This window comes from Raineyella antarctica (assembly GCF_900092135.1).
Lineage (GTDB): Bacteria > Actinomycetota > Actinomycetes > Propionibacteriales > Propionibacteriaceae > Raineyella > Raineyella antarctica.
This window is the reverse complement of record NZ_FMYF01000005.1, coordinates 112606-137924: the sequence shown is the minus strand read 5'-3', so window position 1 is coordinate 137924 and position 25319 is coordinate 112606. Positions and strand designations below refer to the sequence as shown.

The window sequence follows — 25319 nt, the reverse complement described above, 5'->3', positions numbered from 1 at the left end:
AATCTAGGCGGTCGCGCGAGCCTCGTCAAGATGAGCGAGCCAAAATCTGCTATTGACCGCCGGACAGCGACACCTTATCCACGGCCTGTGGACAACTTTGTGGAAATCTTGTGGTCAACGTGTGGACAGAAACCTGTAACCACCCGGTCCTGTGCGGTTAACCCTGTGTACATCCGGCGTGTCGTTGCTCGGCACGGGCCGGGCGATGGCCCTTACTCCTTGCCCCGCTCCTCCTCGGCCTGGTCGAGGAGCCGCTCCAGCTCCGCGTCCATGTCGTACGCCTCCGCCGGGGGGACGTCCTGGTGCGGCCGGGTGTCGACCTCGCCGGCGACGAAGCCCAGGGGGTCGTTCAGACCGGCGGCGGTCGGCAGGTTGTCCGGGTGCGACCACAGGGAGTCGCGGGCCTCGGAGCCGCGCGCCTCGCGGAGCGCCGCCCACAGGTTCGCTGCGTCCCGCATCCGGCGGGGGCGCAGTTCGAGCCCGACCAGGGTGCTGAGCGCCTCCTCGGCAGGGCCACCGATCGCGCGCCGGCGCCGGATCGTCTCGGCCAGGGCCGGGGCGGCGGGCATCCAGGCAGCGGTCGCCTGGGTGACGGTGTCGTCGACCCATCCTTCGATCAGGGCCAGCAGGGTCTCCAGGCGTTCCAGCACAGCCTGCTGCTCTGGCGTCCGGACGGGCTCGAACAGGCTGCCCTGCATCTTCTCGAAGGCCTCCTGCATGCCCTCCAGGTTCATCGTGGACGGATCGAGGTCGCGATAGATGTCCTCCATCGCCGACATGTCGATCCGGATGCCGGCCGCGTACTGCTCGAACAGGGAGAGGAGCTGGGGACGCAGCCAGGGGGTGGCTGCGAACAGGCGCTGCCGGGCGGCCTCCCGCAGGGCCAGGTAGACCCGGATGTCGGTCGCCGACTGGTCGAGTCCCTCGGAGAAGGCGTCCACGTTGGCCGGGACCAGGACGACCGCGCCGTCGTCACCCAGGGGTAGGCCGATGTCGGTCAGCCCGAGGACCTCGCAGGCCAGCCGGCCCAGGGCCTCGGCTACCTTCTGCCCGTACATCATCGCCCCGCTGGTGCGCAGCATCGGCTTCAGCATGCCCGCCATCTGTGCGAGCTCCGGGGCGGGGCCGCCCTCGTCGCCGGTCTGCAGCAGGGCGTCGGCCAGCGCGTCGGCGAAGCTCGTCGCGACGGGGGAGATGATCCGCTCCCAGACCGGCAGGGTCGAGGTGATCCACTCCGAGCGGCTCCATACCTTCGGGGGCTGCTCGGTGGCGGGGAAAGAGGTTGACCGGTCCAGCCAGGCATCGGCGATCCGGGCCGTCTCGGTGACGTTCTCACGCTGTTCGCGCGAGGGAGCCGGGTCGTCCCCCCGCTCGGCGCAGACCTTGCGGGCCACGGTGCTGACCTGGCGCCAGTCCACCTGGCCGGGCTGGCCGGGGGCGGCTCCGACGGGGCCGCCAGGGTGCGCGAACCCGGCATAACCGGCGGTCGGACCGGGGGAGCCGGCACTGAACATCTGGCCGAAGGCCTGCTGCAGCTGCTGCATCAGGGCAGCGAGATCGGGGGTGTCGCCGGATCCTGGGGCACCGGGGAGGCCGAGCTGGCGGAACAACTCCTCGAGGGGGTTCTCCTCCGGCTTGCCCTCGTCCGGGTCCTTGTCGTCGGGGCGAGGATCGTCGGCCATGTGTCACTCCTGCTCGTGGGCGTGCTGACTCCCTCCATTGAACCGCATCGGGCAAGGGGCCGGCGGGGCGGTATGGCGCTATTGGGTACAGTCGTGCGCATGCTGCGGACCCGATCTCGCGTCACGTCGGAGGCCATCGCCGTCGACGACCTCCTGCGCGCGGTCGCGGATCCCTCCGTCGGGGGCGTGGGCCTCTTCGTCGGACTGGTCCGCGACCATGACCAGGCCGGTCCGGGAGCCACTGTCCGCTGGCTGGAGTACTCCGCGCACCCCAGCGCCGAGGAAGCCATGGAGCGGATCATCGCCGAGGTCGCGGAGTCGTACGACGCCGTGGTCGCCGCGGCCGAGCATCGGGTGGGTCGACTGGGGGTCGGGGAGACGGCCGTCGTGGTGGCCGTGGGGGCCGCGCACCGGGATTCCGCACTCGAGGCCTGCCGGACGCTGATCGACCGGATCAAGACCGAGGTGCCGATCTGGAAGCGGCAGGCCTTCGACGATGGCGTGACCTCCTGGGTCGGCCTGTGAGGGCTCGTTCCCTGAACCCTGTCCGACTGTTCCGTCACGTCTTCGGTGGTACGCCGGTCACGACAGGCGCCTCGGCGATCACCTTCGTGGCGCTGGCACTGGTCCTCGCGCTGGCCCCGGTGCCGTACGTCACCTGGAGCCCGGGGGTCACCGCCGACGTCCTCGGCCCCGGCGCCTCCGGCGCCGGCCAGGCGGTGGAGGTCTCCGGACTGCGCACCTACCCGACGGAGGGCCAGTTGCGGCTCACCACGGTCGGCGTAACCCGGGCGGACGCCCATCTCACCCTGCCCGCGGCTCTGATGGCCCACTGGTTGCCGTGGCGCGAGGTCCTGCCGCGCGCTGCCGTGTACGCGCCCGGCACCACCGAGGAGCAGAGCACCGCCGAGAGCACCCGGATGATGGACACCGCCCAGCAGTCCGCCATCGCGGCCGGCCTGCGCAGCGCCGGGGTCACGGTGACCGAGGTGCCGATGGTCGTTGGGGTGACCACCGGTGCGCCGGCCGACGGGTTGCTGGAGCCGGGGGACACCATCGTCGCGGTCGATGGCAAGCCGGTCGATGCGCCGAGTCGTGCCGTCGAGCTGATCCGGGCGCGGCGGGTCGGGGACCCGGTCGCCCTCACCGTGGCCCGCGCTGACCGGCGGATCGAGGTCAAGGTGCCCACGCGGGCGGCGCCGGATGATCCCGCCCGCCCGGTGATCGGCGCAACGGTCGGCCTCGGCTACGACCACCCCGGTACCGTGCGCTTCGGGATCTCCCCGGACATCGGCGGACCGAGCGCCGGTCTCGTGTTCGCCCTGGCCGTCAACGACAAGCTCACCCCGGGGGCGCTGACCGGGGGACGGGTGATCGCTGCGACCGGCACCATCGCTGCCGACGGCACCGTCGGGTCGATCGGCGGGCTGGAGTCGAAGATCCGTGGCGCCGAGCAGACCGGGGCCGTCCTGTTCCTGATCCCGCGGGGCAACTGCGCGGAGGCCGACCAGGTGCGCTCCGACATCCCGCTGGTGCCCGTGGACACCCTCGACCAGGCGGTCAAATTGCTGGCCGACCCGGCCACCCCCATCGCCGACCTGCCGCACTGCTCGTGAAACGTCCTGAGGAGGACCGATGACAGAACCCCAGCCGACTCCCGACCACGCCTCGGATGCGCTGGTTGCCGCCCTGATGGAGATCGAGCGCCACGTGGCGGGTCTGGGATGGAACCAGCCGGCACGGCTGTTCGCCCTGGTCCGGACCGCCGACCTGGTCGCCGCCGAACCGCACCTGGCCGAGACCCTCGACGCCGCGCACCGGCCGGCGGACGCCTTCAGCTCCATCGAGCAGGACACCTGGCATGCCGGAGAGGACGTCGTCGAGGCGCTCCAGGGCATCATGTGGCCGGAGTCGGTCCAGGGCTGTGCGCTGGTGATCGAGCGGGCTTTCCTCCCGGCCGACGCGGAGGCGGACATCCCCCAGGACCCTGACGATGCGGCCCGCTACGTCGCCGAGCATCCCCGTCGCCAGGACATCCGGGTCGTGGCGGGCGTGCTGCGCACCGGCCAGCAGCAGAGCCTGGCCCGGATCGCGACCGAGCCCGACGACCTGCTCGGCGGCCCCGAACTCGCCCCGGGCCTGTCCGCCCTGCTCAGCCAGACGCTGCGCTGAGACCTGCGCCCTAGGATGGTGGCGGGCAGCCGTCCCACCATCGCCGCACCCGAGCAAGGAAGTGTCACGTGAGTACCGCCCCTCCGGCCACGCATCGTCGAAGGCCCCACCCCCTGTTCATCACACTGGTGGTGGTGGCGGTACTGATGGTGCTGGTGTCGCTCGCCGCGACCGTGTGGACCGACTTCCTCTGGTACCGCAACCTCGGCTACGAACGCGTCTTCACCACCCGCTTGGGCACCAGGTCGGGGCTCTTCGTCGCCGGCCTGGTGGTGATGGCCGGGCTGGTGATCGGCAACGGGCTCGTGGCCATGAAGCTACGGCCGGCCATCCGGCCATCGGCCCAGAGCAGCCTGCTGGAGAACTACCGCCAGGTGCTGTTCAGCGGCCGGTTCCGTACGGTCCTGATCGTGGTCGGGCTGGTGCTGGGCCTGTTCGCCGGCGTGGGGATGTCCGCCAACGTGGACACCGTGCTGGCCTTCGTGAACCGCACCCCGTTCGCGGCCCCCGAGGCGGGCTTCGGGCTCAACCCGGCGTTCTTCGTCTTCGACTTCCCGTTCTGGAAGATGGTGCTCAACTTCCTGATCACCTGCCTGGTGCTGAGCTCACTGGTGGCCGTGGTGATCCACTACCTGTCCGGCGCGCTGCGCTTGGAGCGCGGTGCCCGGTCCTCGATCGGCGCGCAGGTGCACCTGTCGGTCCTGATCGGCGTGGTGTTGCTGGTCTACGCCGCCCTGCGGATCTTCGACCGGTACGGGCTGCAGGTCTCCTCCGACCAGCTCCTCACCGGTATCGGCTACACCGATGACCACGTCCGGGTCACCGCCCAGTTGATCCTGGCCGCGATCACCGTCCTGTGCGCGCTGCTGTTCTTCGCGAATGCGGTGATGCGCCGCTGGACCATCCCGGTCGCCTCGGTCGTCCTGCTGATTCTTTCCAGCCTGATCCTCGGCCTGATCTACCCGGCCTCGGTGCAGGCCTTCTCGGTCAACCCGGACGAGCCGGACAAGGAGAAGCCATACATCGAGCGGCACATCGCCGCGACCCGTGAGGCCTTCGGGGTCTCCGACGTCGCGATCGAGGACTACAAGGCGGTCACCCAGACCAGCCCCGGCCAGCTGCGCGCCGATGCGGAGGCGCTGCCCGGTATCCGACTGATCGACCCGAACGTGGTCGCCCCCGCCTACGAGCAGTTCCAGCAGGTGCGCGGCTTCTACCAGTTCCCGTCCAAGCTGGACGTCGACCGCTACACCCTGAACGGCCAGGAGAGCGACGTGGTCGTCGCCGCCCGTGAGATCGACCTCGCCGGCCTGGACTCGCAGAGCTGGAACAACATCCACACTGTCTACACCCACGGCTACGGCATGGTCGCCGCGTACGGCAACCGCCGCCAGGCCGAGGGGGAGCCGGACTGGATCGCCAAGGACATCCCGCCGACCGGACTGCTGTCCGAGCACGAGCCGCGGATCTACTTCGGCCAGCTGCACACGGACTACTCCATCGTGGGTGCCCCTGCGGGCAGCCCCCCGGTCGAGCTCGACACCCCCGGCGGTGGCGACCAGAGCGGCGGGTCGAAGATGTTCACGTACAACGGCAAGGGCGGCGTGCCGCTCGGCAACTTCCTGGACAAGGCGCTGTACGCGATCCGCTTCGCCGACCCCAACATCCTGCTGTCCGACCGGGTGAACCAGGACTCGCGAATCATCTATGACCGCACCCCGACCCAGCGGGTCAAGGCAGCTGCCCCCTGGCTGACCGTCGATTCGAACATCTACCCGGCGATCGTCAGCGGCCGGCTGGTCTGGATCGTGGACGGGTACACCACGTCGAACACCTACCCGAACGCCCAGCGGGTCAACCTCAACTCCGCGATCGACGCCCGCCGGGCGACGGACACCGGACTCGGGGTGACCGGCACCTCGGTCAACTACATGCGCAACTCGGTCAAGGCAGTTGTCGACGCGTACGACGGCACCGTCAACCTGTACGCCTGGGACACCTCGGACCCGATCATGGAGACCTGGAGCAAGGCGTTCCCCGGCATGATCAAGGGGCGCGACCAGATCTCCCGGGAGCTGCTCGACCACCTGCGCTACCCCGAGGACCTGTTCCAGGTTCAGCGCGAGGTGCTGTCGCGCTACCACATGACCGATGCGCACCAGTGGTACCAGCGCACCGACCTGTGGCAGGTGCCCGACGACCCGGTCGCGGGCCAGGGCAACAAGGAGCAGCCGTACTACCTGTCGGTGAAGTGGCCCGGTGACGCCAAGCCGACCTTCAGCCTCACATCGGTGTACGTGCCGAACGGGCGGTCCAACCTGGCCTCGTACATGGCGGTCAACGCCGACGCGGCCAGCCCGGACTACGGCAAGATCCGGGTGCTGCGGATGTCCGACCAGACCCAGATCGATGGTCCGGGCCAGACGTTCAACGCCATGACCACCAATGAACAGGTCGCCACCCGCCTGCGGCCGTACCTGAACGAGGGGGCCGCGAAGGCGGCCTATGGCAACCTGCTGACCCTCCCGGTCGGTGGTGGCCTGCTGTACGTCCAGCCGGTCTATACCGAGCGGCAGGGATCGACCGGCGCCTACCCGGCCCTGACGTTCGTACTCGCCCGGTTCGGCCAGTCGGTGGGGATCGGCTCGACGCTGCAGGAGGCCCTCGACCAGGTCTTCGCCGGTGATGCCGGCGCCACCACGGGGGAGAACGGCGCCCCGGCGGGGGCGACGACCGGCGGCAGCACCTCGGGCAGCAAGACGTCCACTCCGACGACGCCGGGGGCACCCGACCAGGCGGCACTGCAGCAGGCCGTCGCGGATGCCGAGAAGGCGTTCGCGGATGCCGATGCGGCGCTGAAGGCGGGCAACCTCGCCGAGTACCAGAAGAAGACGCAGGACGCCCAGGCCGCGGTCGAGCGCGCCAAGGCGGCGATGGGCGGCTGAACCGTCCACGCCCGGGCCACCGGGCAACGGCGAGAGGGCCGGTCGGGGAAGACCCCGACCGGCCCTCTCGTCGTACGGTCCGGCGACTAGCCGACGATGTCCTCTGGGTGCACCACCTCGTCGGGGACCAGCCCGATGTCGGACAGCGGGTCCAACAGCAACTCCGCGTCGCCGGCGACGACGATGCTTATCCGGGCGGGGTCGGCCATCACGGTGTAGGCCCGGGTGGCCGATTCCGGGGTGACCGCCCGCAACCGGGCCAGGTGGTCGTTGACGTGGCCCAGCGGGAGCCCGTTGAGGACGTTGGAAGCGGTCTGGTCGACCACCCCCCGTGCGGTGGCGAAGCCCAGCGGAGCCAGACCGGTGGCGTAGGACACGGCGTCGGTCACCTCGTCCGCCGTCAGTGGGGCGTCCTCCAGCGACATCAGGCCCCGTGCCTCGTCCAGCGCTGCCGCTGCGACGTCGGTCCGGAAGCTGGAGGCGACGTTGAACGCACCGCCGCGGCGGAAGGGCAGCATCCCCATCGAGATGCCGTACGTGAAGCCTCGCTCCTCGCGCAGCACCCGGTTCAGCCGGCTCCAGAAGGCGCCGCCGACGGCGTGGGTGGCCACCTTGAGGTCGGCCCAGTCCGGGTCGAGGCGGTCCGGGCCGATGCCGCCGAGGGCGATGTTCGCCTGCACGGCGCCGGGCCGGTCGGCGAGCACGATGCGCGGCGGTCCGGGGGTGGGCATGGGGTGGGCGGCGGGCGGCAGGCCGATCCCGCGCCACGGACCGAAGACCGACTCGATCAGCGGCATCGGGTCGTTGCGGCTGAAGTCACCGCCGAGTACGAGGGTGGCCCGGGTGGGGTCGAGGTGGGTGCCGTGGAAGGCCCAGACGTCGTCGGGGCGGATGTTCGCCAGGCACGCCCGGTTGCCACCGATGAGGCGCTGGGCCCGGTTGGTCGGCTCGAAGACCACGGCGCGCAGCAGGATCGGCGTGAAGGAGGTCGGCCGGGAGAGCAGTTGCTCGATCTCGGCGAGCCTGAGGTCCACATGGCGCTCGATGTCCTCGGCCGCGAGCGTGGGGCGGACCAGGGCCTCTGCGAACAGCGCGAGCGCCCGGTCCATCCGGGAGACCGGGGCGTCCAGGAACACCTGCAGGCCCGCCTGCCCCACGGCCAGGGAGAGCGCGGCCCCCTCGCTGGCCAGCTCCTCGGCATAGCCGGTGCCGGGGTGGGTGGCCGTCCCCTCGTCCATGCAGCGGGCGGTGATGGTGGCGATGCCCTCCAGGTGTCGCGGCTCGCTGCTGAGGGGCAGCTCGACCACCACGCAACCCGAGACGATGTGCTGGCCGGGTAGGTGGTGGACCACCACCCGCATCCCGTTGTCCAGGTAGCGGTCGGTGGGCAGCGGGTACTGCCACGGTGCCGCTTCGGACAGCGCGGGTCGCTCCGGCAGCGGTCGCAGCAGGAAGTCGGAACTCATCGGCAGCATCCCGTTCAGAGGGTCGAGTGGTAGACGAGGGTGGCGCAGTTCTCCAGTCGGAGCAGGTACTGCGAGGTGAGGACCACGTCGGTGTCCGTCAGGCCCAGCACCTGTGCCAGGCGCTGGTTGACCAGCTCCGGGTTGTCGCAGAGCACGGTGTAGCCCGACAGCAGGTCGGCCCGGTTGGCGAGGGCAGCCAGGTTCTGCAGTGTCACGCGCTCGTGCTGGGCCCGGGCCCGGGTGAGCTCATCGGCGGTCGGGCCCTCGGCCAGGAAGAGGGCGACATGCTCGCGCAGGGCAGCTTCCAGCTGCTCGGCGGTGGTCTCGTCGCGCGCGCGGGCTACGACGAAGCCCAACGACGTTCCGTCGATCAGGCCGAGGGTGCCGCTGTCGGCAGACTCGGCCAGGTCGCTGTCTCGGACCAGGGCCCGGTAGAGCCGGGAGGTCTGCCCGTCGCCGAGCACGTCGAAGGCCAACCGCAGCGCATCGTACGCCCGGCTGTCCATGGCCGGCAGCCGCCAGCACAGGTACACCGCATCGGAGGGGACCGGCTGCTCCAGCTCGGTCCGCGGACTGCCGGTCAGTGCCGGCAGGGGCGGGGTCGTACGCCGCGGCGGCTGGGTGCGGGCCGCGATGGGGGAGAAGTACCGCTCGGCACGGGCCCAGGCCTGGTCGGGGGTGACGTCGCCGACGATCGTGAGCACCGCGTTGTTCGGCATGTAGTGGGTCTCGAAGAAGGTACGGACATCGTCCAGGGATGCCGCGTCGAGGTCCTCCATCGAGCCGATGGTCGGGTGCGAGTACGGGTGCCCGGCCGGGAACGCCAAGGCGAGCAGGTGCTGGAGGGTGTCCCCGTACGGCACGTTGTCGTACCGCTGGCGCTTCTCCTCCTTGACCACCTCGCGCTGGTTGTCCAGGTTCGCCTGGTCGAGCGCGGTGGGCAGCGTCCCGAGGCGGTCGGCCTCGAGCCAGAGGGCCAGGTCGAGCAGCCCGGCGGGCCCGCTCTCGTAGTAGTTCGTCCGGTCGAAGGACGTGGTGGCGTTGGCCCGCGCGCCGGCCGCCTCCAGGATCGCGATGTGCTGGGCCGGTTCCACGTGCGCCGAGCCCTGGAACATCAGGTGCTCGAACAGGTGCGCGAAACCGGTGCGTCGGCTGACCTCGTGGCGCGAGCCGACGTCGTACCAGATGTTGACGGCGACCGAGGGAGTGGCCGGGTCGGGGCTGACGACGACCCTTAGACCGTTGTCCAGCGTGCGCTCGTGGACCGGGTAGTCGAGGTGCACGGAGGGTCTGGCCATACCCTGCATCCCACCACATCCGCGCCATTCCGTGGCAGAGGTTGGCGAATGTTCTTCCCGTGGCGGCCCTCGAGCCATGCCCGCTGCCCTTTTCATGCGTCAGGGCCGGCTCCGAAGGAACCGGCCCTGACTGTGCGGTGTCGCAACCGCCTTGGTGGCGGGGGCAGGATTTGAACCTGCGACCTCTGGGTTATGAGCCCAGCGAGCTACCGAGCTGCTCCACCCCGCGTCGGCGACAAGAGGAGACTATAGCCCAGATCGGGCGGCCCCCTTACCGCTCGGGCGGCGGTGGACGGTCAGGCGGCGGGAGGGGCTGGGCCCGGAACAAAGCAGTCAGGGCCGGCTCCCGAAGGAACCGGCCCTGACTGTGCGGTGTCGCAACCGCCTTGGTGGCGGGGGCAGGATTTGAACCTGCGACCTCTGGGTTATGAGCCCAGCGAGCTACCGAGCTGCTCCACCCCGCGTCGGCGACAAGATGAAACTATAGTCCGGCGCTCGGAGGGAATGCAAATCGAGCCCCGCGGGCCCCATGGCGGGGTCGCCGGCCCTAGCGTGGACTCATGATCCCAGGCTTCTCCATCGGGCACCACACGGCAGCAGGCGAGGGATGGCTGACCGGGACCACTGTCGTCCTCGCCGGTGCGGGAGCGGTCGGTGGCGTGGACGTGCGCGGCGGCGGCCCGGGCACCCGTGAGACCGACCTGCTCTCGCCGGTGGCCTCGATGGAGCAGGTCCACGCCGTGGTCCTCACCGGTGGAAGCGCCTACGGCCTGGCCGCCGCCGACGGGGTGATGCAGGCCCTGGAGGAGCGGGGGATCGGCTACCCCGTCCGGATCATCGGGGGGCCCCAGCGAACTGCTGTCGTGCCGATCGTCCCCGCCGCGGTGGTCTTCGACCTGGGCCGGGGTGGGGACATCTCGCACCGCCCGGACGACGGATTCGGGCGGGCCGCCGTGGCGGCCGCCGAGCGGGCGGCGGCCACAGGGGAGCCGATCCCGGCGATGGGGAACGTCGGTGGCGGCACCGGAGCGGCCTCCGGAGGGCTGAAGGGCGGCTTCGGCTATGCCGAGACTGTCGTGGGTCCGCACCGGGTCGCGGCGGCGATGGTGGTCAACTCGGTCGGTTCCGCTGCGGACCCATCCGGCCGGCTGTGGGCCGACACGGCCCGTCGGCTGCCGACGCCCACGGCTGCCGAGGTCGCGGTCCTGGTCGAGGAGCGGCGGCGACACATCCCGCCCCTGAACACCACCATCGGCGTCGTGCTGACCGATGCGGTGCTGACGAAGCCCCAGGCCACGAAGCTGGCCCAGGTCGGCCACGACGGGCTGGCCCGGGCCATCCGGCCGGTGCACTCGATGTTCGACGGCGACACGATCTTCTGCCTGGCCTCCGGTCGGGAGCCGCTCGGCGTCGACGACCTGTCCCGCCGGATGCAGCTGTACGAGTTGCTTGCCGCCGCCGCGGACATGGTGGCCGAGGCCTGCCTGGCCGCGGTGCTGTCGGCCGAGTCGGTCGGGGACTGGCGGGCGTACGCCGACCTCGTCCACGGAGTCCGCTGACACAGTCCCGGAGCGACAGGAGCGGTTCGCGGCTGGGCCCGTCGCGCATCGTCCGCGGGATCCCGGCCGGCGTGGCAACGTCGCGCCACGGGAGTCACCCGTCTGGTTCGTCACGCGGACGGACGTCTGCGCGTGGGAAGATGTCCCCGGTACTCGGAGGTCCCGGGACCGGAGGTAGAGGTGGGCATGCGTCGTCGGCTGGGGTTTGTCGTGGCATGGGTGACCGGACTGGCGCTCGTGCTGGCCGGGTGTTCCGGACAGGCGAAGGACACCTCGGGGGGCCACGTCCCGGCCAACAGTCTGGTGATCGGGGCGACGGCCGAGCCGCCGACCCTGGATCCTACGAAGAACAATGCGGCCGCGATCCCGCAGGTGCTCCTGTACAACGTGTACGAGACCCTGGTGCGCGTCGACAGCAGCGGCAACCTGCACGGGCTCCTCGCCCAGGAGTGGCAGGTCAGCCCCGACCGTCGTACGTACACCTTCCGACTCGACCCGGCGGCAACCTTCGCCTCCGGGCGTCGCCTGACCGCCACGGACGTGAAGTGGAGCTTCGACCGGATCAAGTCACCGGACACCAGCTCGGTCCTGCGGACCCAGATGGCGGTGGTGCAGGACGTGCAGGCGAAGGACCCCTCTACCCTGGTCGTCAGCCTGAAGCGTCCGTCCAACAGCTGGCTGTGGAACATGAGTTCCACCGCCGGGATCGTGATCGATTCCCAGGCTGCCGGTGACCTGGCGGCCACGCCGGCCGGTTCGGGTCCGTACCTGGTGAATGAGTGGACCAAGGGGTCGCAGGTGGTCCTGGCCCGCAACCCGAAGTACTGGGCCACGCCGCCGCGGGTGGAGAACGTCACCTTCCGCTACTTCTCCGACGCCACCGCGATGAACTCCGCCATGCTCTCCGGCGACCTCAACGTGATCTCCAACGTCCAGGCGCCGCAGGCCCTCGACCGGTTCTCCGACCCCGAGAAGTACACAGTGCTCCAGGGCACCACCAACGGCGAGGTCGTGCTCGGGATGAACAACCGCAACAAGGCGCTCTCCGACCCGCGGGTGCGCCAGGCGCTCACGTACGCGATCGACCGCAAGGCCCTCCTCGACTCGGTCTGGGCCGGCAAGGGCACGCTGATCGGTTCGATGGTCCCGCCGACCGACCCGTGGTACGAGGACCTCAGTGGCGCGTATCCGTACGATCCGGCCAAGGCCAAGCAGCTGCTCAAGGAAGCCGGCTACGAGAGTGGCCTGACCCTGCGGATGCGGCTGCCCACCCTGGCGTACGCCAAGGGCGCCGGCCAGTTCATCCAGAGCCAGCTCGCGGCCGTCGGGGTCACCGTGGTGATCGACGAGCTGGAGTTCCCGGCCCGCTGGATCGACGTCGTGATGCGCCAGAGCGACTACGACCTGACCATCGTCGCGCACGTCGAGCCCCGCGACATGGTCAACTTCGCCGATCCCGAGTACTACTGGCACTACGACTCCGCCGAGTTCCGCCGGCTGATGGCCGCCGCGGACGCCGGCACCCCGCAGGAGTACATCGACGACCAGCGCGTGGCCGCCCGGGTGCTGTCCCGGGACGCGGCCGCCGACTGGCTGTTCCTGCTCCCCAACCTGGTCGTCACGACCCCCAATGTGAGCGGCATCAACGCCAACGCCACGTCGCTCAGTTTCGACGTGACCAAGGCATCGGTGGGAAGCTAACGGGGTGCCCCCTCGCGTTCCCCTCTCCGTGCCGCTGCGCCTGCTGCAGCGGCTCGGAGTGTTCGTGGCCAGTGTCGTGGTGGCCTCCCTACTGGTCTTCCTGGTCGCCTCGGCCCTGCCCGGCAACGTCGCACAGGTCGTCCTCGGCGTCCAGGCCACCCCCGAGGCGGTGGCCCGCCTGGAGCAGGAGTTCGGTCTGGACCGACCGTGGCCTGTCCGCTACGGCGCCTGGTTCGCGGGACTGCTGCGGTTCGACCTGGGCCGGTCCTACCTGACCGGCCAGCCGGTGCTCGACCAAGTACTGCCCCGCCTCGGCGTTACCTCCTGGCTGGTCGGCCTGGCCATGGTGCTCGCCCTGCTGGTGGCGGTCCCGCTGGGAATGTGGGCCGCCGTCCGGCGGCGCCACGCAGACGGCTTCCTCGCGTCGGCCCTGAGCCAGGTCGGCCTGGCCGTCCCCAGCTTCTGGCTCGGGATCCTGGCCTCGCTGGTCTTCGCCGTCCAGTTGGGGTGGTTCCCGGCCAACGGCTACGTCCCCCTCTCGGCCGGGTTCGGTCCCTGGGCCCGCCACCTGGTACTGCCCGTCGTCGCCCTGTCCGCGGTGCAGTCGGCGGTGCTGGCCCGCTACGTACGATCCGCGACCGTCGAGGTGCTGCACGAGGACTACTACCGGACCGCCCGCGCCGGCGGCTGGCGGACAGTCCAGGCCCTGCTGCGCCACGGACTGCGGAACATGTCGCTCTCGGTGGTCACGGTGGTGGGCCTCCAGCTGGCCACCCTGCTGGCCGGGGCGATCATCATCGAGTCCGTCTTCGCCCTACCGGGCCTGGGCCGGCTCCTGCTGGACGCCGTGGCCCAGCGGGACCTGATGGTGGTCCAGGGTGTCGTGCTCCTGCTGGTCGTCGCGGTCCTGGCGATCAACGCCCTGGTGGACATGTCGTACGCGCTGCTGGATCCCCGGCTGCGGATCGAGCGGGGGCAGGTCCGGTGAAGCGTGCCGCCCTGGTCATCGGCCTGGTCCTGGTCGCCGGCACCGTGCTGACCGCCCTGCTCTCCCTGGCCTGGACCCCGTACGACCCGCTCGCCGTGGTACCGGCCAACCGGCTGATGGGACCGGGACCGGGCCACTGGCTGGGCACCGACGGCTATGGCATCGACCTGCTCTCCCGGATCATGGTGGGCGCCCGGATCGCGGTGCTCGTCGGGGTGGTCGCGGTGGCGATCGCCGCCCTGGTCGGCGTACCGCTCGGGATCCTCGCCGGCACGGCGGCGAAGGCGGAGCGGTGGCCCCGGCTGGTCGCAGACGTCGTGATGCGCGGCAACGACATCCTGTACGCCTTCCCGGCGATGCTGCTGGCCATCCTGCTGGCAGCGGTCCTGGGTGGCTCGACGGCGACCGCCATGATCGCGATCGGGGTGGCCAACATCCCCCCGTTCCTGCGCGTGGCCCGGGCGGCCACCCTGCAGGTCAGCGTCTCCGACTTCGTCACCGCGGCCCGGGGGGCGGGCATCGGCCGATTCGGCATCGCCGTGCGGCACGTCCTGCCCAACATCGCACCCGTGGTCGCCGTTCAGGCGTCACTGGCGTTCGGCATGTCGATCCTGTCCGAGGCGGCGCTCAGCTACCTGGGACTGTCCACCCCGCTGCCTACCCCGACCTGGGGCCGGATGCTGAACGAGGCCCAGCCGTACGCCTGGTCCGACCCGCTGCTGGCGGTCTGGCCCGGCCTGGCCATCGGGCTGGCCGTCCTGGGCTTCAACCTGCTGGGTGACGGACTGCGGGACCTGCTCGATCCGCGGCTGCGGGAGAGCGTCCAATGACCCCGCTGCTGCAGGTCAGCGACCTGCGGGTCTCCTTCGGCCGACCGCGCCGGGAGGTGTTGCACGGGATCTCGTTCAGCATCGCCCCCGGCCAGCGCGTCGGCCTGATCGGCGAGTCCGGCTCCGGGAAGTCGGTGACGGCCCTGGCCGTCCTCGGTCTGCTGTCCGAGACGGCCGCCGTGACGGGGAGCATCCGGCTGGCCGTACCGGACGGTGACGGCCCTACCGGGCGGCAACTGGAGGTCACCACCGCCACCGAGAAGCAGTTGGCCGCCCTGCGCGGGGATGCGTACTCGATGATTTTCCAGGAGCCGATGACCGCCCTGGACCCGACCATGAAGGTGGGTCGCCAGGTAGGCGAGCTGCTCGGGCTGCACGGCCACCGGATCCCCGGCGGCTCCCGGTCCCGTGTGCTGGAGATGCTGCGCGAGGTGGACCTGCCGGAGGTCGGACGGATCGCCGACAGCTACCCCCACCAGCTCTCCGGTGGACAGCGCCAACGCGTCCTGATCGCGATGGCCCTGGTGAACGACCCGGTCCTGACGATCTGTGACGAACCGACCACCGCGCTGGACGTCACCGCCCAGGCCAAGGTCCTTCAGGTGCTGGACCGCCACTTCACCCAGCGGTCCGCGGCCACCCTGTTCATCACCCACGACCTGGCCGTTCTGGCCGGCGTGGTGGACGTGGCAATGGTGATGCTCGAGGGCCACGTCGTGGAGGCGGGCCCGATCCGGGAGGTCCTCGCGGATCCGTGGCACCCGTACACCAAGGGACTGGTCGCCACGTCCCGGCTGGAGCTGGCCCGGCCGGGGGAGCGCCTGCCCACGGTCGCCGACCACTTCGACCGCAGCATCCCGGTGCAGGGACTCCGCGAGGTCCCCGTCAGCTGGGAGCACCGTGCCCGGGTGCCGGGACGTCCGGGAGGAGGGGCATGAGCGAGCAGCCGCTGTACCAGGTCCGGGACGTCGTGCGACGGTACGGGCACGCGGCCCGGCCGGCCGTCGACCACGTCTCGCTCGACCTGGCCGCCGGCGAACGCCTCGGGATCGTGGGGGAGTCCGGCTCCGGCAAGTCCACGCTGGTCCGGATGATGGCAGCGCTCGATCGCCCCACCGCCGGCAGCATCCGCTTCCGGGACACCGAGATCTCCGGGCTGCCCGAGCGCCGCCTCGGCTTCCTGCGCGCCTCCGTCCAGATGGTCTTCCAGGACCCCCGCTCCTCCCTCGATCCGCGAATGACCGTCGGCGCCAGCATCACCGAACCGCTGCGCTCCCCTTTGCTCCGCCGCCGTGCGGGCGTACCCGCCGACACCCGGGCGCGGCTGGAGGAGGTGATGGCGCAGGTCGGGCTGGACCCGGCCGATGCGCGCAGGTTCCCCCACGAGTTCTCCGGTGGCCAGCGGCAGCGGATCGCGATCGCCCGGGCCCTGGCCCCGCGCCCCCAGGTCCTGGTCGCCGACGAACCGGTCTCGGCGCTCGACGTCTCGGTCCGGGCACAGGTGCTCAACCTGCTCGCCGACCTGGTGGCCTCCGAGGGCCTGACGCTGGTCCTGGTCAGCCACGACCTCGCCGTCGTCCGGCACCTGTGCGATCGGGTGGCCGTGATGAGTTCGGGCCGGGTGGTCGAGACGGGGACCGTCGAGCAGGTCTGGTCCGCCCCCCGGGACGCGTACACCCGGACCCTGCTCGCGGCGGTACCGCGGCTCCCGCTGCCGTGAGCGTCTTCCGTGCGGCCGTCGCCTGAGGAGTCGATGGGCCTGTGCGGAGCCGGGGCCGGGCACAGGAGGCCATGCGATCCTGATATGGCCAATCGGTCGAGGATTCGGCGGCCGCTGCCTAGACTCCTTGGGGTGAAGGCACTACTCCTTGAGAACATCCACCCGTCAGCACTCCAGGCCCTCGAGGCCTTCGGCATGGACGTACGCCTCGAAAAGGGCGCCATGGACGAGGACGAGCTGATCGAGGCCCTCGACGGCGTCGACGTCCTCGGGATCCGGTCCAAGACCCAGGTCACCCGCCGGGTGCTGGAGGCCCGCCCCGACCTGATGGTCATCGGCGCGTTCTGCATCGGCACGAACCAGATCGACCTGAAGGCCGCAGCCGAGACGGCCACCGCCGTCTTCAACGCGCCCTACTCGAACACCCGCTCGGTGGTCGAGCTGGCGATCGCCGAGATCATCGCGATGGCCAGGCACCTGACCGATCGCAGCAGCGAGCTGCACCGCGGTGAATGGTTGAAGTCGGCCAAGGGCTCCCACGAGATCCGTGGCCGCAAGCTCGGCATCGTCGGGTACGGCAACATCGGCTCGCAGCTGTCGGTGATCGCCGAGGCGATGGGCATGCAGGTCTACTTCTACGACATCGTGGACCGTCTGGCCCTGGGCAATGCGCACAAGTGCACCTCGCTGCAGCAGCTGCTGGAGACCGCCGAGGTGATCAGCCTGCACGTCGACGGCCGTGAGGACAACGCGAACCTGTTCGGTGCCGACGAGTTCGCGATGATGCGCGACCGTGCGCTGTTCCTGAACCTGTGCCGGGGGTTCGTCGTCGACCTGGACGCCCTGCGCGACAACCTGGTCTCGGGCCACATTGCCGGTGCTGCGGTCGACGTGTTCCCCGAGGAGCCGAAGACCAACGCCGAGCCGTTCCACTCCGTGCTGCAGGGGCTGCCGAACGTCATCCTGACCCCGCACGTGGGGGGTTCGACCCAGGAGGCCCAGGAGGACATCGGGCACTTCGTCTCGGGCAAGATCCTGGACTACGTCCGCTCGGGCTCGACCAACATGTCGGTCAACATGCCCGAACTGCACGTCGACAGCCACGTCGGCCAGGCCCGCCTGCTGCACCTGCACCGCAACGTCCCGGGCGTGCTGGCCACCGTGAACGGCGTGCTGGGCCGCCACAACGTCAACATCGAGCGCCAGCAGCTGTCCACCCGCGGCGAGCTGGGCTACGTGGTGACCGACACCCTCGCCCCGCTGGACCGTCCGCTGATCGACGAGCTGCTCGCCATGCCGGAGACGCTCCGGCTCGCCACGATCGGATGAGGCGTCAGGGAACTCGCGGCTGAGGCACCAGGGAGTGGTCAGCTGAAGTGGGCGAGGACGGCCTCGTGGAGCAGCCCGTTGGAGGCGACGGCGCTGCGGCCCACGGGGCCGTCCTCGCCGTTCAGGTTGCTGAACCGGCCGCCCGCCTCGGTGACCACCAGGCTGCACGCCGCCATGTCGTGCAACTCCAGGTCCGGCTCCGCGGCCAGGTCCACCGCACCCTCGGCGACCAGCATGTACGACCAGAAGTCGCCGAACCCGCGGGTCCGCCAGATCTGCCGGCTCAGGGCGACGAACCGCTCGCCCAGGCCGAGGTCGTACCAGCCGCCCAACGACGAGCAGGACAGCGAGGCGTCGGCCAGGTCCGCCACCGCGGAGACGTGCAGCGGGGCGGCGTGGCCACCGACCACGCGCAGCCAGGCACCCCGGCCGAGCCCCGCCCACCAGCGACGGCCCAGCGCGGGGGCGCTCACCACCGCAGCCACGACGTCGGGGCCGTCCATCAGGGCGATCAGCGTGGCCCAGACCGGGACACCCCGGACGTAGTTCTTGGTGCCGTCGATCGGGTCGATGACCCAGCGCCGGGAGGAGTCGCCCGAGTCGGCGCGCTCCTCACCGTGCACGGCATCGTCGGGACGCAGTCCGGACAGCAGCGCGCGCAACTCGTCCTCGACGGCCAGGTCGGCATCACTGACCGGGGTCAGGTCGGGCTTGGTGGAGATCTCCAGGTCGAGGGCGCGGAACCGCGCCAGCGAGATCTTGTCGGCGGCATCCGCCAGGAGCAACGCGACTCCGAGGTCGTCATCGACGGGGAAGGTCTGCTCGGCCGACTCGCTCATGTCAGCAGCCTAGTGGGCCCTCACTCCCAGTCGTGCCGGTTGGCCACCATGCGTCGGTAGGAGGTGACCCGGTCCGCGGACACCTCGCCCGCGGCCACGGCGGCGTCCAGCCCGCAGCCGACCGCTCCGGTCTCGTGCGTGCAGCCCCGGGGGCAGGAATCGGTCTGCGCAGCGAGGTCGGGGAAGGCGTGGATGATCTCGGCCGGCTTGACGTGCGACAACCCGAAGGATCGTACGCCCGGGGTGTCGATCACCCAGCCGGCGTGCTCGGGCAGCTCCAGGGCCACCGCGGAGGTGGAGGTGTGCCGACCACGGCCGGTGACCGCGTTGACCACCCCGGTGGAGCGGAGCGCCTCGGGGATCAGCCGGTTGACCAGCGTGGACTTGCCCACACCGGAGTGCCCGACCAGAACGCTCATCCGGCCCGTCAGCAGCTCGCGGATCGGGGCCAGGTCGGCCTCCGGGTCGATCACCACCACCCGGACGCCGAGCGGCTCGTACGCCTCCCGGAGCTCGTCGGGGGAGGCGAGGTCGGCCTTGGTGAGGCAGAGCAGGGGCTCCAGGCCGGCGTCGTAGCCGGCCACCAGGATCCGGTCGATCATGCCCGGTCGGGGCGGCGGATCGGCCAGGGCGGTGACGATCACCAACTGGTCGGCGTTCGCCACGATCGGCCGCTCGTACGGGTCGTCGTCGTCGGCGGTGCGCCGCAGCACGCTGGTGCGCTCCTGCACGTCGACGATCCGGGCCAGGGTTCCCTCGTCGCCGGAGACGTCGCCGTCCAGGTGGACGCGGTCACCGATGATCACGCCCTTGCGGCCCAGCACTCGTGCCTTGGTCGCGACCACGGCGGTGGAGTCCGCGTCCTCCACCAGGCAGGTGAAGCGGCCCCGATCCATCCCGATCACCAGGCCGATGGGCTTGTCGGCGTAGTTCGGCCGGTCCTTGGTCCGTGGCCGGCTACGGCGTCCGGGCCGCTCGAACCCGGCGTGCTCGTCGGCGCGGACGCCGTAGCGTGGCGTCACCGGCCGGTCCCGGTCGCGAGGGACTGCCAGGCGGCCGGGAAGCTGGGCATCGTCTTGGAGGTGCAGACGATGTCGTCGACCATCACGCCCGAGACCACGAGCCCCAGCAGGGCCCCGGCCTGGGCCAGGCGATGGTCGGCGTACGCGCCCCAGGGGCCGCCGTGCATGATCGAGGGCCGGAAGACCAGGCCGTCCTCGGTCTGGTCGACCTTGGCACCGAGGCCGCGGAAGTTGTCCTCCAGGGCCTGGAGCCGGTCGGTCTCGTGCCCGCGGATGTGGCCGACGCCCCGGATCCTGCTGGGGCCGCTCGCCAGTGCGCCCAGCACCGAGACCACCGGGGTCAGCTCGCTGGCATCGGACAGGTCGACGTCGAAGCCGGGCAGGTCCCAGTGGCCCGGGCCGGTGACCGACAGGGTGCCCGTGCGGCCGGCACCGTCGGGGCGCAGGTCGACCGTGGACCCCAGTTGCTCCAGCAGCGGCAGCAGCAGTGCTCCGGGCTGGTTGGTCTCCAGCGGCCAGTGCGGTACCCGGATCGTCCCGTCGCTGATCACGGCCGCGCACAGGAAGGGTGCGGCGGTCGAGAGGTCGGGCTCGATGGCGATGTCGCCGGCCCGGATCGGGCCGGGAGCGACCACCCAGCGGTACTCGTCGGGCTGCTCGACGACCACCCCGTGGTCGCGCAGGATGTCGACGGTCATCTGGATGTGTGGCAGGGAGGGCAGTGTCGGTCCGACATGGCGCAGGTCCAGGCCGTCATGGAACCGGGCGGCGCTCAGCAGCAGCCCGGAGACGAACTGGCTGGACGAACTCGAGTCGATGATCACCGGGCCGCCCGGCAGGTCGGGGCGTCCGGTGATGGTGAAGGGGACCCCGTACGCGTCGTCGGGGATCCCGGCGCCGATGTCGACCAGGGCGTCCAGCAGCGGGCGGATCGGGCGGGCCGCCATCGCCTCGTCGCCGTGGATGCGCGTCCGGCCGTGGGCCATTGCGGCGATCGGTGTCACGAACCGCAGCACCGTGCCGGCCAGTCCGCAGTCGATGTCACCGGCGCTGGTGAACTCCAGCGGCGGCCGCACCCGCCAGACCGCCGAGGTCAGCGGCGCGTCGTCCGCGCCGGCCCCGAAGGTGGCGTCCACCTTGGGGTCGGCGTGGAAGCTGGTGTGGATCTGAACGCCGAGGGCCCGCAGGGCATCGCGCATCAGCAGCGTGTCGCGGGCGTCGAGCCCACCGGTGATGGACGAGGGCCCGTCGGCCAGGGCGGCCACGACGAGGGCCCGCGCCGTCGCCGACTTGGAGCCGGGGATGACGACCTCGCGGTCGAGGGCATACTTCAGCTTCGGCGCCGCCCAGAACCCGTCGGTGGTGAGTGACTGGTCCATCGGGTCAGGATGCAAGAGCACTCTGCGCCTTCTGGCTGGCAGAGCGAGCGCGCCGGCGGGTGGTGCGGAGCACCTTGGCCGAGGCCTTCTGGGCGTCGGTCTGGGCGTGCTCGAGCGACTTCAGGGCCTTCTTGCCCTTCTTCTGGACCCGGGCGGAGGCGGTGTGGGCGCGGTAGCCGAGGCCCGGTCGGCCCTCGGTGTCCTGCGCTGCCAGCAGCAGCCCCCCGGTCAGGGCGACCTTCGCCAGGCCGTCGGCACTGGTGAGGCTTCGCAGCACCGGACGTCCGGTCGCCAGCAGGTCCTGGACGTTGCAGGCGGCCAGCACCAGCGCCGACCCGCGCCGACCCAGACCGGTTGACAGGCCGGCCGCGGCCACGACCTGGGCGATGCCACGCAGCCGGGACCACGCGAGGGTGTCCTCGGGGAGCATGCCGACCATGGAGGCGGGGGCCACGCGCGAGAGCAGGGGAGTGATGCGGTCGCGCATCATCTCTGCCTGGGCCCGGGTGGAGGAGGGATCGGTGACGGCCTTGATGCCCTGCGAGACGAAAACACTCGCCAGCATCGTACGGGCCACTGCGCGCGAAAGTGCCATGCCCCATTCTTACCGCCTCGCGGCCCACCGGCCAACAGCGGGGGCTATTACCTTGGAGACATGTGCGGTCGGTATGCGTCGGGCTCGAGCGTCGACGAGCTGGTGGAGGAGTTCGACGTCGAGCAGGTGCTGCCCGGGGTGCCGGGGCCGTCCTGGAACGTGGCACCGACCGATGTGGTCCGCGCCGTCGTCGAGCGGCGGGCCGCCCAGGGCGCCTCCGGCGTACGGTCGCTGGTCCCGATGCGCTGGGGCCTGGTCCCCTTCTGGGCGGAGGGGACCGCCGGGGCCGCCCGGCTGATCAACGCCCGCGGGGAGACCGCCGCGGACAAGCCCTCCTTCCGGGCCGCGTACCGGCGCCGCCGCTGCCTGCTGCCGGCTGATGGCTACTACGAGTGGCAGAAGCTCGGACAGCGCAAGCAACCCTGGTTCATCCACCGCCAGGACAACCGGCAGCTGGCGATGGCCGGGCTCTGGGAGACCTGGGTGGACCGCGAACTGCCGGAGGACCACCCCGACCGGTTCGTGGTCACCTGCACCATCCTGACCACCGCGGCGACCGATGCCCTGGGCCACGTCCACGACCGGATGCCGATGACCGTACGCTCCGATGCCTGGGCGGCGTGGCTGGACCGGGACCTGCAGGATCCGGAGGAGATCGCCGGCCTGCTGGTCCCCGACCCGGGCCAGGACATCACCAGCCACCCGGTGGCGGCCGCGGTGGGCAAGGTCTCCAACAATTTCCCGGGACTGGTCGACCCCGTCGCCCTGCCCGGGGAATAGACCGGGGATGCGAACCGTTCCACCGGACGTGAGTACTGCCATCCTCGATCGCCCGACAGCACCTCCGTCGTCGACCGCCGGGAACGGATTGCGGCTAGTCTCGTTGCTGATGACCGAGACTCACAGCGACGACAACGCCGACACGGCGTCCTGGGGGGATGCCGCCGAGGGCGCCCTCGACGTGCGCCCCTCCGATGCGGTGGCGGTGGACCTGGAGTCGGAGACCGACGACGAGCGTGCGGCCCGGTTCGAGCAGGACGCGATGCCCTACCTGGACCAGCTGTACGGTGCTGCGCTGCGGATGACCCGCAACCGCGCCGACGCCGAGGACGTGGTCCAGGAGGCGTACGCCAAGGCCTTCGCGTCGTTCCGGCAGTTCACCCCGGGGACGAACCTCAAGGCGTGGCTGTACCGGATCCTCACCAACACCTACATCAACAGCTACCGCAAGCAGCAGCGGCGCCCGCAGATCAGCGACGGCGAGGATATCGAGGACTGGCAGATCGCCCAGGCCGCCGGGCACGACCCGGTCGGGCTGAAGTCCGCCGAGACCGAGGCGCTGGAGCAGATCCCCGACGGGGAGGTCAGTGATGCACTGGCCCAGCTGAGCCCCGAGCGCCGGATGGCGGTCTACCTGGCCGACGTGGAGGGCTTCTCCTACAAGGAGATCGCCGAGATCATGGGCACCCCGATCGGGACCGTGATGAGCAGGCTCAACCGGGGCCGCAAGCAGTTGCGGGACCTGCTGGCCGACGTCGCCCAGGAGCGTGGGCTCGGACGCCAACGGGAGGGGGAGGCGTGAGCGAGATGGACTGTGGACGTACGCGCGAGCTGGTCTGCGCCTGCGTGGACGAGGAACTCGACCCGCAGCTGTCCGAGGAGGTCCGGACCCATCTGGCGCAATGCCCGAGCTGTGCCGACCTGTACCGCGTCCAGCGCACCGTCAAGGCGCTGCTGCACCGCAGCTGCAGCGAGGACACCGTCGCCCCGGCGGGGCTGCGCGAGCGTGTCTGGGCCTCGGTGCTGGCGCAGTGCCACCGGCCCGGCGAGACCTCCGTGACGGTCAACACCACGCAGACGACGATCTCGACCACCACGGCCTCGGGCGTGCTGGTGCGCCGGACCCTGTTCACCGGCACGGTGGTCCGCGCCACCTACCGCGGGCCCGCCACCCCGGGTGGGGCCGAGGACCAGCGCGACTGACCGCCGACGCAGGCGAGGGAAGACACAGGCGCGGGAATGCCGAAGCCCCCGGGATCGAAACGATCACCGGGGGCTGTTGCGGTTCCTGGCGCCTGAGGACTCAGGCGTTGGGACGCTTGCCGTGGTTGGCGCCCTTCTTGCGACGCGCACGGCGCTTGCGGCCGGTCTTACCCATAAGGGCCTCCCTGGTTGTGATGGACAGGTTGGTCTGCAAAGATCAACGCGTCATTGTCGCACAGACCACCCCGGGTGTCGCAAGTCGGCTCCACCGGTCGGCGCTGGGCGACCTCCGCGCCACCCGTCGTCCGCCGCTCGCGTAGGCTGCCCCCATGCCACAGATGTCGACCCTCCTGGCCACCCATACCGACTACGACGAAGAGGTCGTGGAGTGGCTGAGGCTATTGGTCAACGAGTGGCACCTGCTGGCCGACCTCTCCTTCTCCGACCTGATCCTGTGGGTGCCGGACCGCGACCCGAACCAGATGTGGGCCGTCGCGCAGATCCGCCCGACGACCGGGCCGACCGCCCTGCTCGACGACGTCGTCGGGGACTCGGTGCGCTACGACCCGGACTCGCTGGCACTGCAGGCCTTCTGGGCCGGCGAGCCGTGCGAGACCAGTGACAACAAGCTCGCCACCGGCATCCCGGTGGACATGCACGCGATCCCGCTGCGCCATGGCGGCCGCATCATCGCGGTGCTGGAGCAGCACACCAACCAGATGGGCGTACGTGCCAACGGGGCCCTCGAGGACGCGTACATCGCCATCGCGAAGGTGTTGCGCGACATGCTGATCCGTGGGGAGTTCCCCCTCCCCGGCGCGCGGTCCCACCCCACCCGGTCCCCGCGGGTGGGCGACGGCCTGCTCTGGCTGGGCCCCGGGGGCGAGTTCCGCTATGCGACGCCGAACGCCGTCTCGGCCTACCGCCGGGCCGGTTTCCTGGGCGACATCGTGGCGGCCACGCCGATGAGCTTCAGCAAGGAGTTCGGGGGCGAGGAGGAGGTGCTGCGGCTGATGACCGACCTTCAGGTGTCCGAGCGCGAGGTGGTGGTGGCCAACGTCGCCCTGCGCTTCCGGTTCATCCCGCTGCACGATGCCGACGGCGCGTCCGCCGGTGCCTGTGTTGTCCTGCGCGACATCACCCAGATCCATCGCCTGGACCAGCAGCTGATCACCAAGGACGCGACCATCCGGGAGATCCATCACCGGGTGAAGAACAACCTGCAGACCGTCTCGGCGTTGCTGCGCATGCAGGCGCGACGCGTCCAGTCACCCGAGGCCAAGCAGGCCCTGGCCGAGGCCATGTCGCGGGTGGCCTCGATCGCGGCGGTGCACGAGGTGCTGGCCTACTCGTTCGCCGAGGTGGTGGAGTTCGACGACGTCGCCGACAAGATCCTGGCGATGGTGGGCGACGTCGCCACCCCGGGACGCCCCGCGGTGGTGGTCCGCGAGGGGACCTTCGGCAAGGTCTCGCCGGTGGTCGCCACGAACCTGTCCCTTGTCGTCACGGAGCTGTGCCAGAATGCCGTCGAGCACGGACTCCACGGTTCGCCGGGAACTGTTCGCGTCGTTCCGCTGCGGGAGGACGGGCGGCTCGAGGTCCGCGTCCTCGACGAGGGCGTGGGGCTACCCGAGGGCTTCGACCCTAACCGTACGACGAGCCTGGGCCTGGGGATCGTGACGACGCTGGTGGCCGACATGCACGGCAGCTTCGAGCTGACCGCGCGTCCCGAGGGAGGTGTCGTTGCAGTGGTGCGGGTGCCCGCTCCTGAGAGGGAGTGACGAGCCCGGGACGGGGGTGGCAGGCAGGGG

At 70.7% G+C, this 25319-nt stretch carries 22 protein-coding genes, 2 tRNA genes and 1 pseudogene; 15 read left to right on the top strand and 10 right to left on the bottom strand.

Annotated features, from left to right (window positions below):
* Positions 1-212 precede the first annotated feature (212 nt).
* Complete coding sequence (locus tag GA0111570_RS09135; protein ID WP_092609638.1) at positions 213-1682, bottom strand: zinc-dependent metalloprotease; 1470 nt, start codon at positions 1680-1682, stop codon at positions 213-215.
* A gap of 99 nt (positions 1683-1781) precedes the next feature.
* Between GA0111570_RS09135 and GA0111570_RS09130 the strand changes: the two genes are divergently transcribed.
* From GA0111570_RS09130 to GA0111570_RS09115, 4 genes are all read left to right on the top strand, one after another.
* Positions 1782-2207, top strand: coding sequence for a molybdenum cofactor biosynthesis protein MoaE (locus GA0111570_RS09130; protein WP_092609636.1), 426 nt, complete (start codon positions 1782-1784; stop codon positions 2205-2207).
* Positions 2204-3298 (top strand): YlbL family protein, encoded by a 1095-nt coding sequence (locus GA0111570_RS09125; protein WP_092609633.1) that lies wholly within the window; start codon positions 2204-2206, stop codon positions 3296-3298. Before GA0111570_RS09130 ends, GA0111570_RS09125 begins: the two co-directional genes overlap by 4 nt.
* A gap of 19 nt (positions 3299-3317) precedes the next feature.
* A complete protein-coding gene (locus GA0111570_RS09120; RefSeq protein ID WP_092609630.1) occupies positions 3318-3854 on the top strand; it encodes a PPA1309 family protein in 537 nt (178 codons plus the stop codon).
* Between the two features lie 68 nt (positions 3855-3922).
* A complete protein-coding gene (locus tag GA0111570_RS09115; RefSeq protein ID WP_092609627.1) occupies positions 3923-6799 on the top strand; it encodes a UPF0182 family membrane protein in 2877 nt (958 codons plus the stop codon).
* 86 nt (positions 6800-6885) lie between these two features.
* Here the strand turns inward: GA0111570_RS09115 and GA0111570_RS09110 are convergent, their stop codons facing one another.
* The 4 genes from GA0111570_RS09110 to GA0111570_RS09095 form a co-directional block, all read right to left on the bottom strand.
* The gene (locus tag GA0111570_RS09110; protein ID WP_175557415.1) at positions 6886-8265 is read right to left on the bottom strand and encodes a M16 family metallopeptidase; all 1380 of its coding nucleotides are present in this window, start codon (positions 8263-8265) and stop codon (positions 6886-6888) included.
* Between the two features lie 14 nt (positions 8266-8279).
* Positions 8280-9563, bottom strand: coding sequence for a M16 family metallopeptidase (locus GA0111570_RS09105; protein WP_175557414.1), 1284 nt, complete (start codon positions 9561-9563; stop codon positions 8280-8282).
* 152 nt (positions 9564-9715) lie between these two features.
* Positions 9716-9792, bottom strand: a tRNA-Met gene (locus GA0111570_RS09100).
* Between the two features lie 158 nt (positions 9793-9950).
* Positions 9951-10027, bottom strand: a tRNA-Met gene (locus GA0111570_RS09095).
* Positions 10028-10123: 96 nt separating this feature from the next.
* On the opposite strand from GA0111570_RS09095, the gene GA0111570_RS09090 reads away from it, so the two are divergent.
* The 7 genes and pseudogenes from GA0111570_RS09090 (at position 10124) to serA (ending at position 17690) form a co-directional block, all read left to right on the top strand.
* Entirely contained in the window at positions 10124-11122 is a 999-nt protein-coding gene (locus GA0111570_RS09090; RefSeq protein ID WP_092609618.1) for a P1 family peptidase, read from the top strand.
* Between the two features lie 186 nt (positions 11123-11308).
* Positions 11309-12823 (top strand): ABC transporter substrate-binding protein, encoded by a 1515-nt coding sequence (locus GA0111570_RS09085; protein WP_092610202.1) that lies wholly within the window; start codon positions 11309-11311, stop codon positions 12821-12823.
* A 4-nt stretch (positions 12824-12827) separates the two neighbouring features.
* Positions 12828-13811 (top strand): ABC transporter permease, encoded by a 984-nt coding sequence (locus GA0111570_RS09080; protein ID WP_245703101.1) that lies wholly within the window; start codon positions 12828-12830, stop codon positions 13809-13811.
* Complete coding sequence (locus GA0111570_RS09075) at positions 13808-14641, top strand: ABC transporter permease (protein WP_092609612.1); 834 nt, start codon at positions 13808-13810, stop codon at positions 14639-14641. The genes GA0111570_RS09080 and GA0111570_RS09075 overlap by 4 nt, the downstream gene beginning before the upstream one ends.
* Positions 14638-15456 (top strand): annotated as a pseudogene (locus tag GA0111570_RS09070) (ABC transporter ATP-binding protein); the annotation flags it as partial. The gene GA0111570_RS09075 and the pseudogene GA0111570_RS09070, both read left to right, overlap by 4 nt.
* Before the next feature lie 119 nt (positions 15457-15575).
* Positions 15576-16361, top strand: a complete 786-nt coding sequence (locus GA0111570_RS09065) for an ABC transporter ATP-binding protein (RefSeq protein WP_092609606.1) — start codon at positions 15576-15578, stop codon at positions 16359-16361.
* 132 nt (positions 16362-16493) lie between these two features.
* Entirely contained in the window at positions 16494-17690 is a 1197-nt protein-coding gene (serA, locus tag GA0111570_RS09060; RefSeq protein WP_092609604.1) for a phosphoglycerate dehydrogenase, read from the top strand.
* Between the two features lie 38 nt (positions 17691-17728).
* Here the strand turns inward: serA and GA0111570_RS09055 are convergent, their stop codons facing one another.
* Genes GA0111570_RS09055 through GA0111570_RS09040 form a run of 4 tightly spaced genes read right to left on the bottom strand, consistent with a single transcriptional unit; the run spans position 17729 to position 21525 of the window.
* Positions 17729-18529 carry an inositol monophosphatase family protein gene (locus GA0111570_RS09055; protein ID WP_092609600.1) on the bottom strand — a complete coding sequence of 267 codons (801 nt, stop codon included), beginning with the start codon at positions 18527-18529 and terminating at the stop codon, positions 17729-17731.
* A gap of 20 nt (positions 18530-18549) precedes the next feature.
* On the bottom strand, positions 18550-19551 hold the full coding sequence (rsgA, locus tag GA0111570_RS09050) for a ribosome small subunit-dependent GTPase A (RefSeq protein WP_092609597.1): 1002 nt from the start codon (positions 19549-19551) through the stop codon (positions 18550-18552).
* A complete protein-coding gene (aroA, locus tag GA0111570_RS09045; RefSeq protein WP_092609595.1) occupies positions 19548-20930 on the bottom strand; it encodes a 3-phosphoshikimate 1-carboxyvinyltransferase in 1383 nt (460 codons plus the stop codon). The genes rsgA and aroA overlap by 4 nt, the downstream gene beginning before the upstream one ends.
* A gap of 4 nt (positions 20931-20934) precedes the next feature.
* Positions 20935-21525, bottom strand: a complete 591-nt coding sequence (locus tag GA0111570_RS09040; protein WP_139283193.1) for a DoxX family membrane protein — start codon at positions 21523-21525, stop codon at positions 20935-20937.
* A 60-nt stretch (positions 21526-21585) separates the two neighbouring features.
* On the opposite strand from GA0111570_RS09040, the gene GA0111570_RS09035 reads away from it, so the two are divergent.
* From GA0111570_RS09035 to GA0111570_RS09025, 3 genes are all read left to right on the top strand, one after another.
* Entirely contained in the window at positions 21586-22305 is a 720-nt protein-coding gene (locus GA0111570_RS09035) for an SOS response-associated peptidase (protein ID WP_092609589.1), read from the top strand.
* 109 nt (positions 22306-22414) lie between these two features.
* Complete coding sequence (locus GA0111570_RS09030) at positions 22415-23107, top strand: sigma-70 family RNA polymerase sigma factor (protein WP_092609586.1); 693 nt, start codon at positions 22415-22417, stop codon at positions 23105-23107.
* Positions 23108-23112: 5 nt separating this feature from the next.
* A complete protein-coding gene (locus GA0111570_RS09025) occupies positions 23113-23508 on the top strand; it encodes an anti-sigma factor family protein (protein WP_425438621.1) in 396 nt (131 codons plus the stop codon).
* Between the two features lie 100 nt (positions 23509-23608).
* On the opposite strand, the gene GA0111570_RS18415 is transcribed toward GA0111570_RS09025, so the two are convergent.
* The gene (locus GA0111570_RS18415; RefSeq protein ID WP_369797015.1) at positions 23609-23683 is read right to left on the bottom strand and encodes a 50S ribosomal protein bL37; all 75 of its coding nucleotides are present in this window, start codon (positions 23681-23683) and stop codon (positions 23609-23611) included.
* 154 nt (positions 23684-23837) lie between these two features.
* Here GA0111570_RS18415 and GA0111570_RS09020 point away from each other — a divergent pair, with 154 nt between their 5' ends.
* Entirely contained in the window at positions 23838-25289 is a 1452-nt protein-coding gene (locus GA0111570_RS09020) for a sensor histidine kinase (protein ID WP_092609580.1), read from the top strand.
* Positions 25290-25319: the final 30 nt, after the last annotated feature.

What these genes read in the sequence shown, in the direction of transcription:
- GA0111570_RS09135 (WP_092609638.1), bottom strand. Translation starts at nt 1,682, where the DNA reads ATGGCCGACGATCCTCGCCCCGACGACAAGGACCCGGACGAGGGCAAG.
- GA0111570_RS09130 (WP_092609636.1), top strand. Translation starts at nt 1,782, where the DNA reads ATGCTGCGGACCCGATCTCGCGTCACGTCGGAGGCCATCGCCGTCGAC.
- GA0111570_RS09120 (WP_092609630.1), top strand. Translation starts at nt 3,318, where the DNA reads ATGACAGAACCCCAGCCGACTCCCGACCACGCCTCGGATGCGCTGGTT.
- GA0111570_RS09110 (WP_175557415.1), bottom strand. Translation starts at nt 8,265, where the DNA reads ATGAGTTCCGACTTCCTGCTGCGACCGCTGCCGGAGCGACCCGCGCTG.
- GA0111570_RS09105 (WP_175557414.1), bottom strand. Translation starts at nt 9,563, where the DNA reads ATGGCCAGACCCTCCGTGCACCTCGACTACCCGGTCCACGAGCGCACG.
- GA0111570_RS09090 (WP_092609618.1), top strand. Translation starts at nt 10,124, where the DNA reads ATGATCCCAGGCTTCTCCATCGGGCACCACACGGCAGCAGGCGAGGGA.
- GA0111570_RS09085 (WP_092610202.1), top strand. Translation starts at nt 11,309, where the DNA reads ATGCGTCGTCGGCTGGGGTTTGTCGTGGCATGGGTGACCGGACTGGCG.
- GA0111570_RS09065 (WP_092609606.1), top strand. Translation starts at nt 15,576, where the DNA reads ATGAGCGAGCAGCCGCTGTACCAGGTCCGGGACGTCGTGCGACGGTAC.
- GA0111570_RS09055 (WP_092609600.1), bottom strand. Translation starts at nt 18,529, where the DNA reads ATGAGCGAGTCGGCCGAGCAGACCTTCCCCGTCGATGACGACCTCGGA.
- aroA (WP_092609595.1), bottom strand. Translation starts at nt 20,930, where the DNA reads ATGGACCAGTCACTCACCACCGACGGGTTCTGGGCGGCGCCGAAGCTG.
- GA0111570_RS09040 (WP_139283193.1), bottom strand. Translation starts at nt 21,525, where the DNA reads ATGGCACTTTCGCGCGCAGTGGCCCGTACGATGCTGGCGAGTGTTTTC.
- GA0111570_RS09035 (WP_092609589.1), top strand. Translation starts at nt 21,586, where the DNA reads ATGTGCGGTCGGTATGCGTCGGGCTCGAGCGTCGACGAGCTGGTGGAG.
- GA0111570_RS09030 (WP_092609586.1), top strand. Translation starts at nt 22,415, where the DNA reads ATGACCGAGACTCACAGCGACGACAACGCCGACACGGCGTCCTGGGGG.
- GA0111570_RS09025 (WP_425438621.1), top strand. Translation starts at nt 23,113, where the DNA reads ATGGACTGTGGACGTACGCGCGAGCTGGTCTGCGCCTGCGTGGACGAG.
- GA0111570_RS09020 (WP_092609580.1), top strand. Translation starts at nt 23,838, where the DNA reads ATGCCACAGATGTCGACCCTCCTGGCCACCCATACCGACTACGACGAA.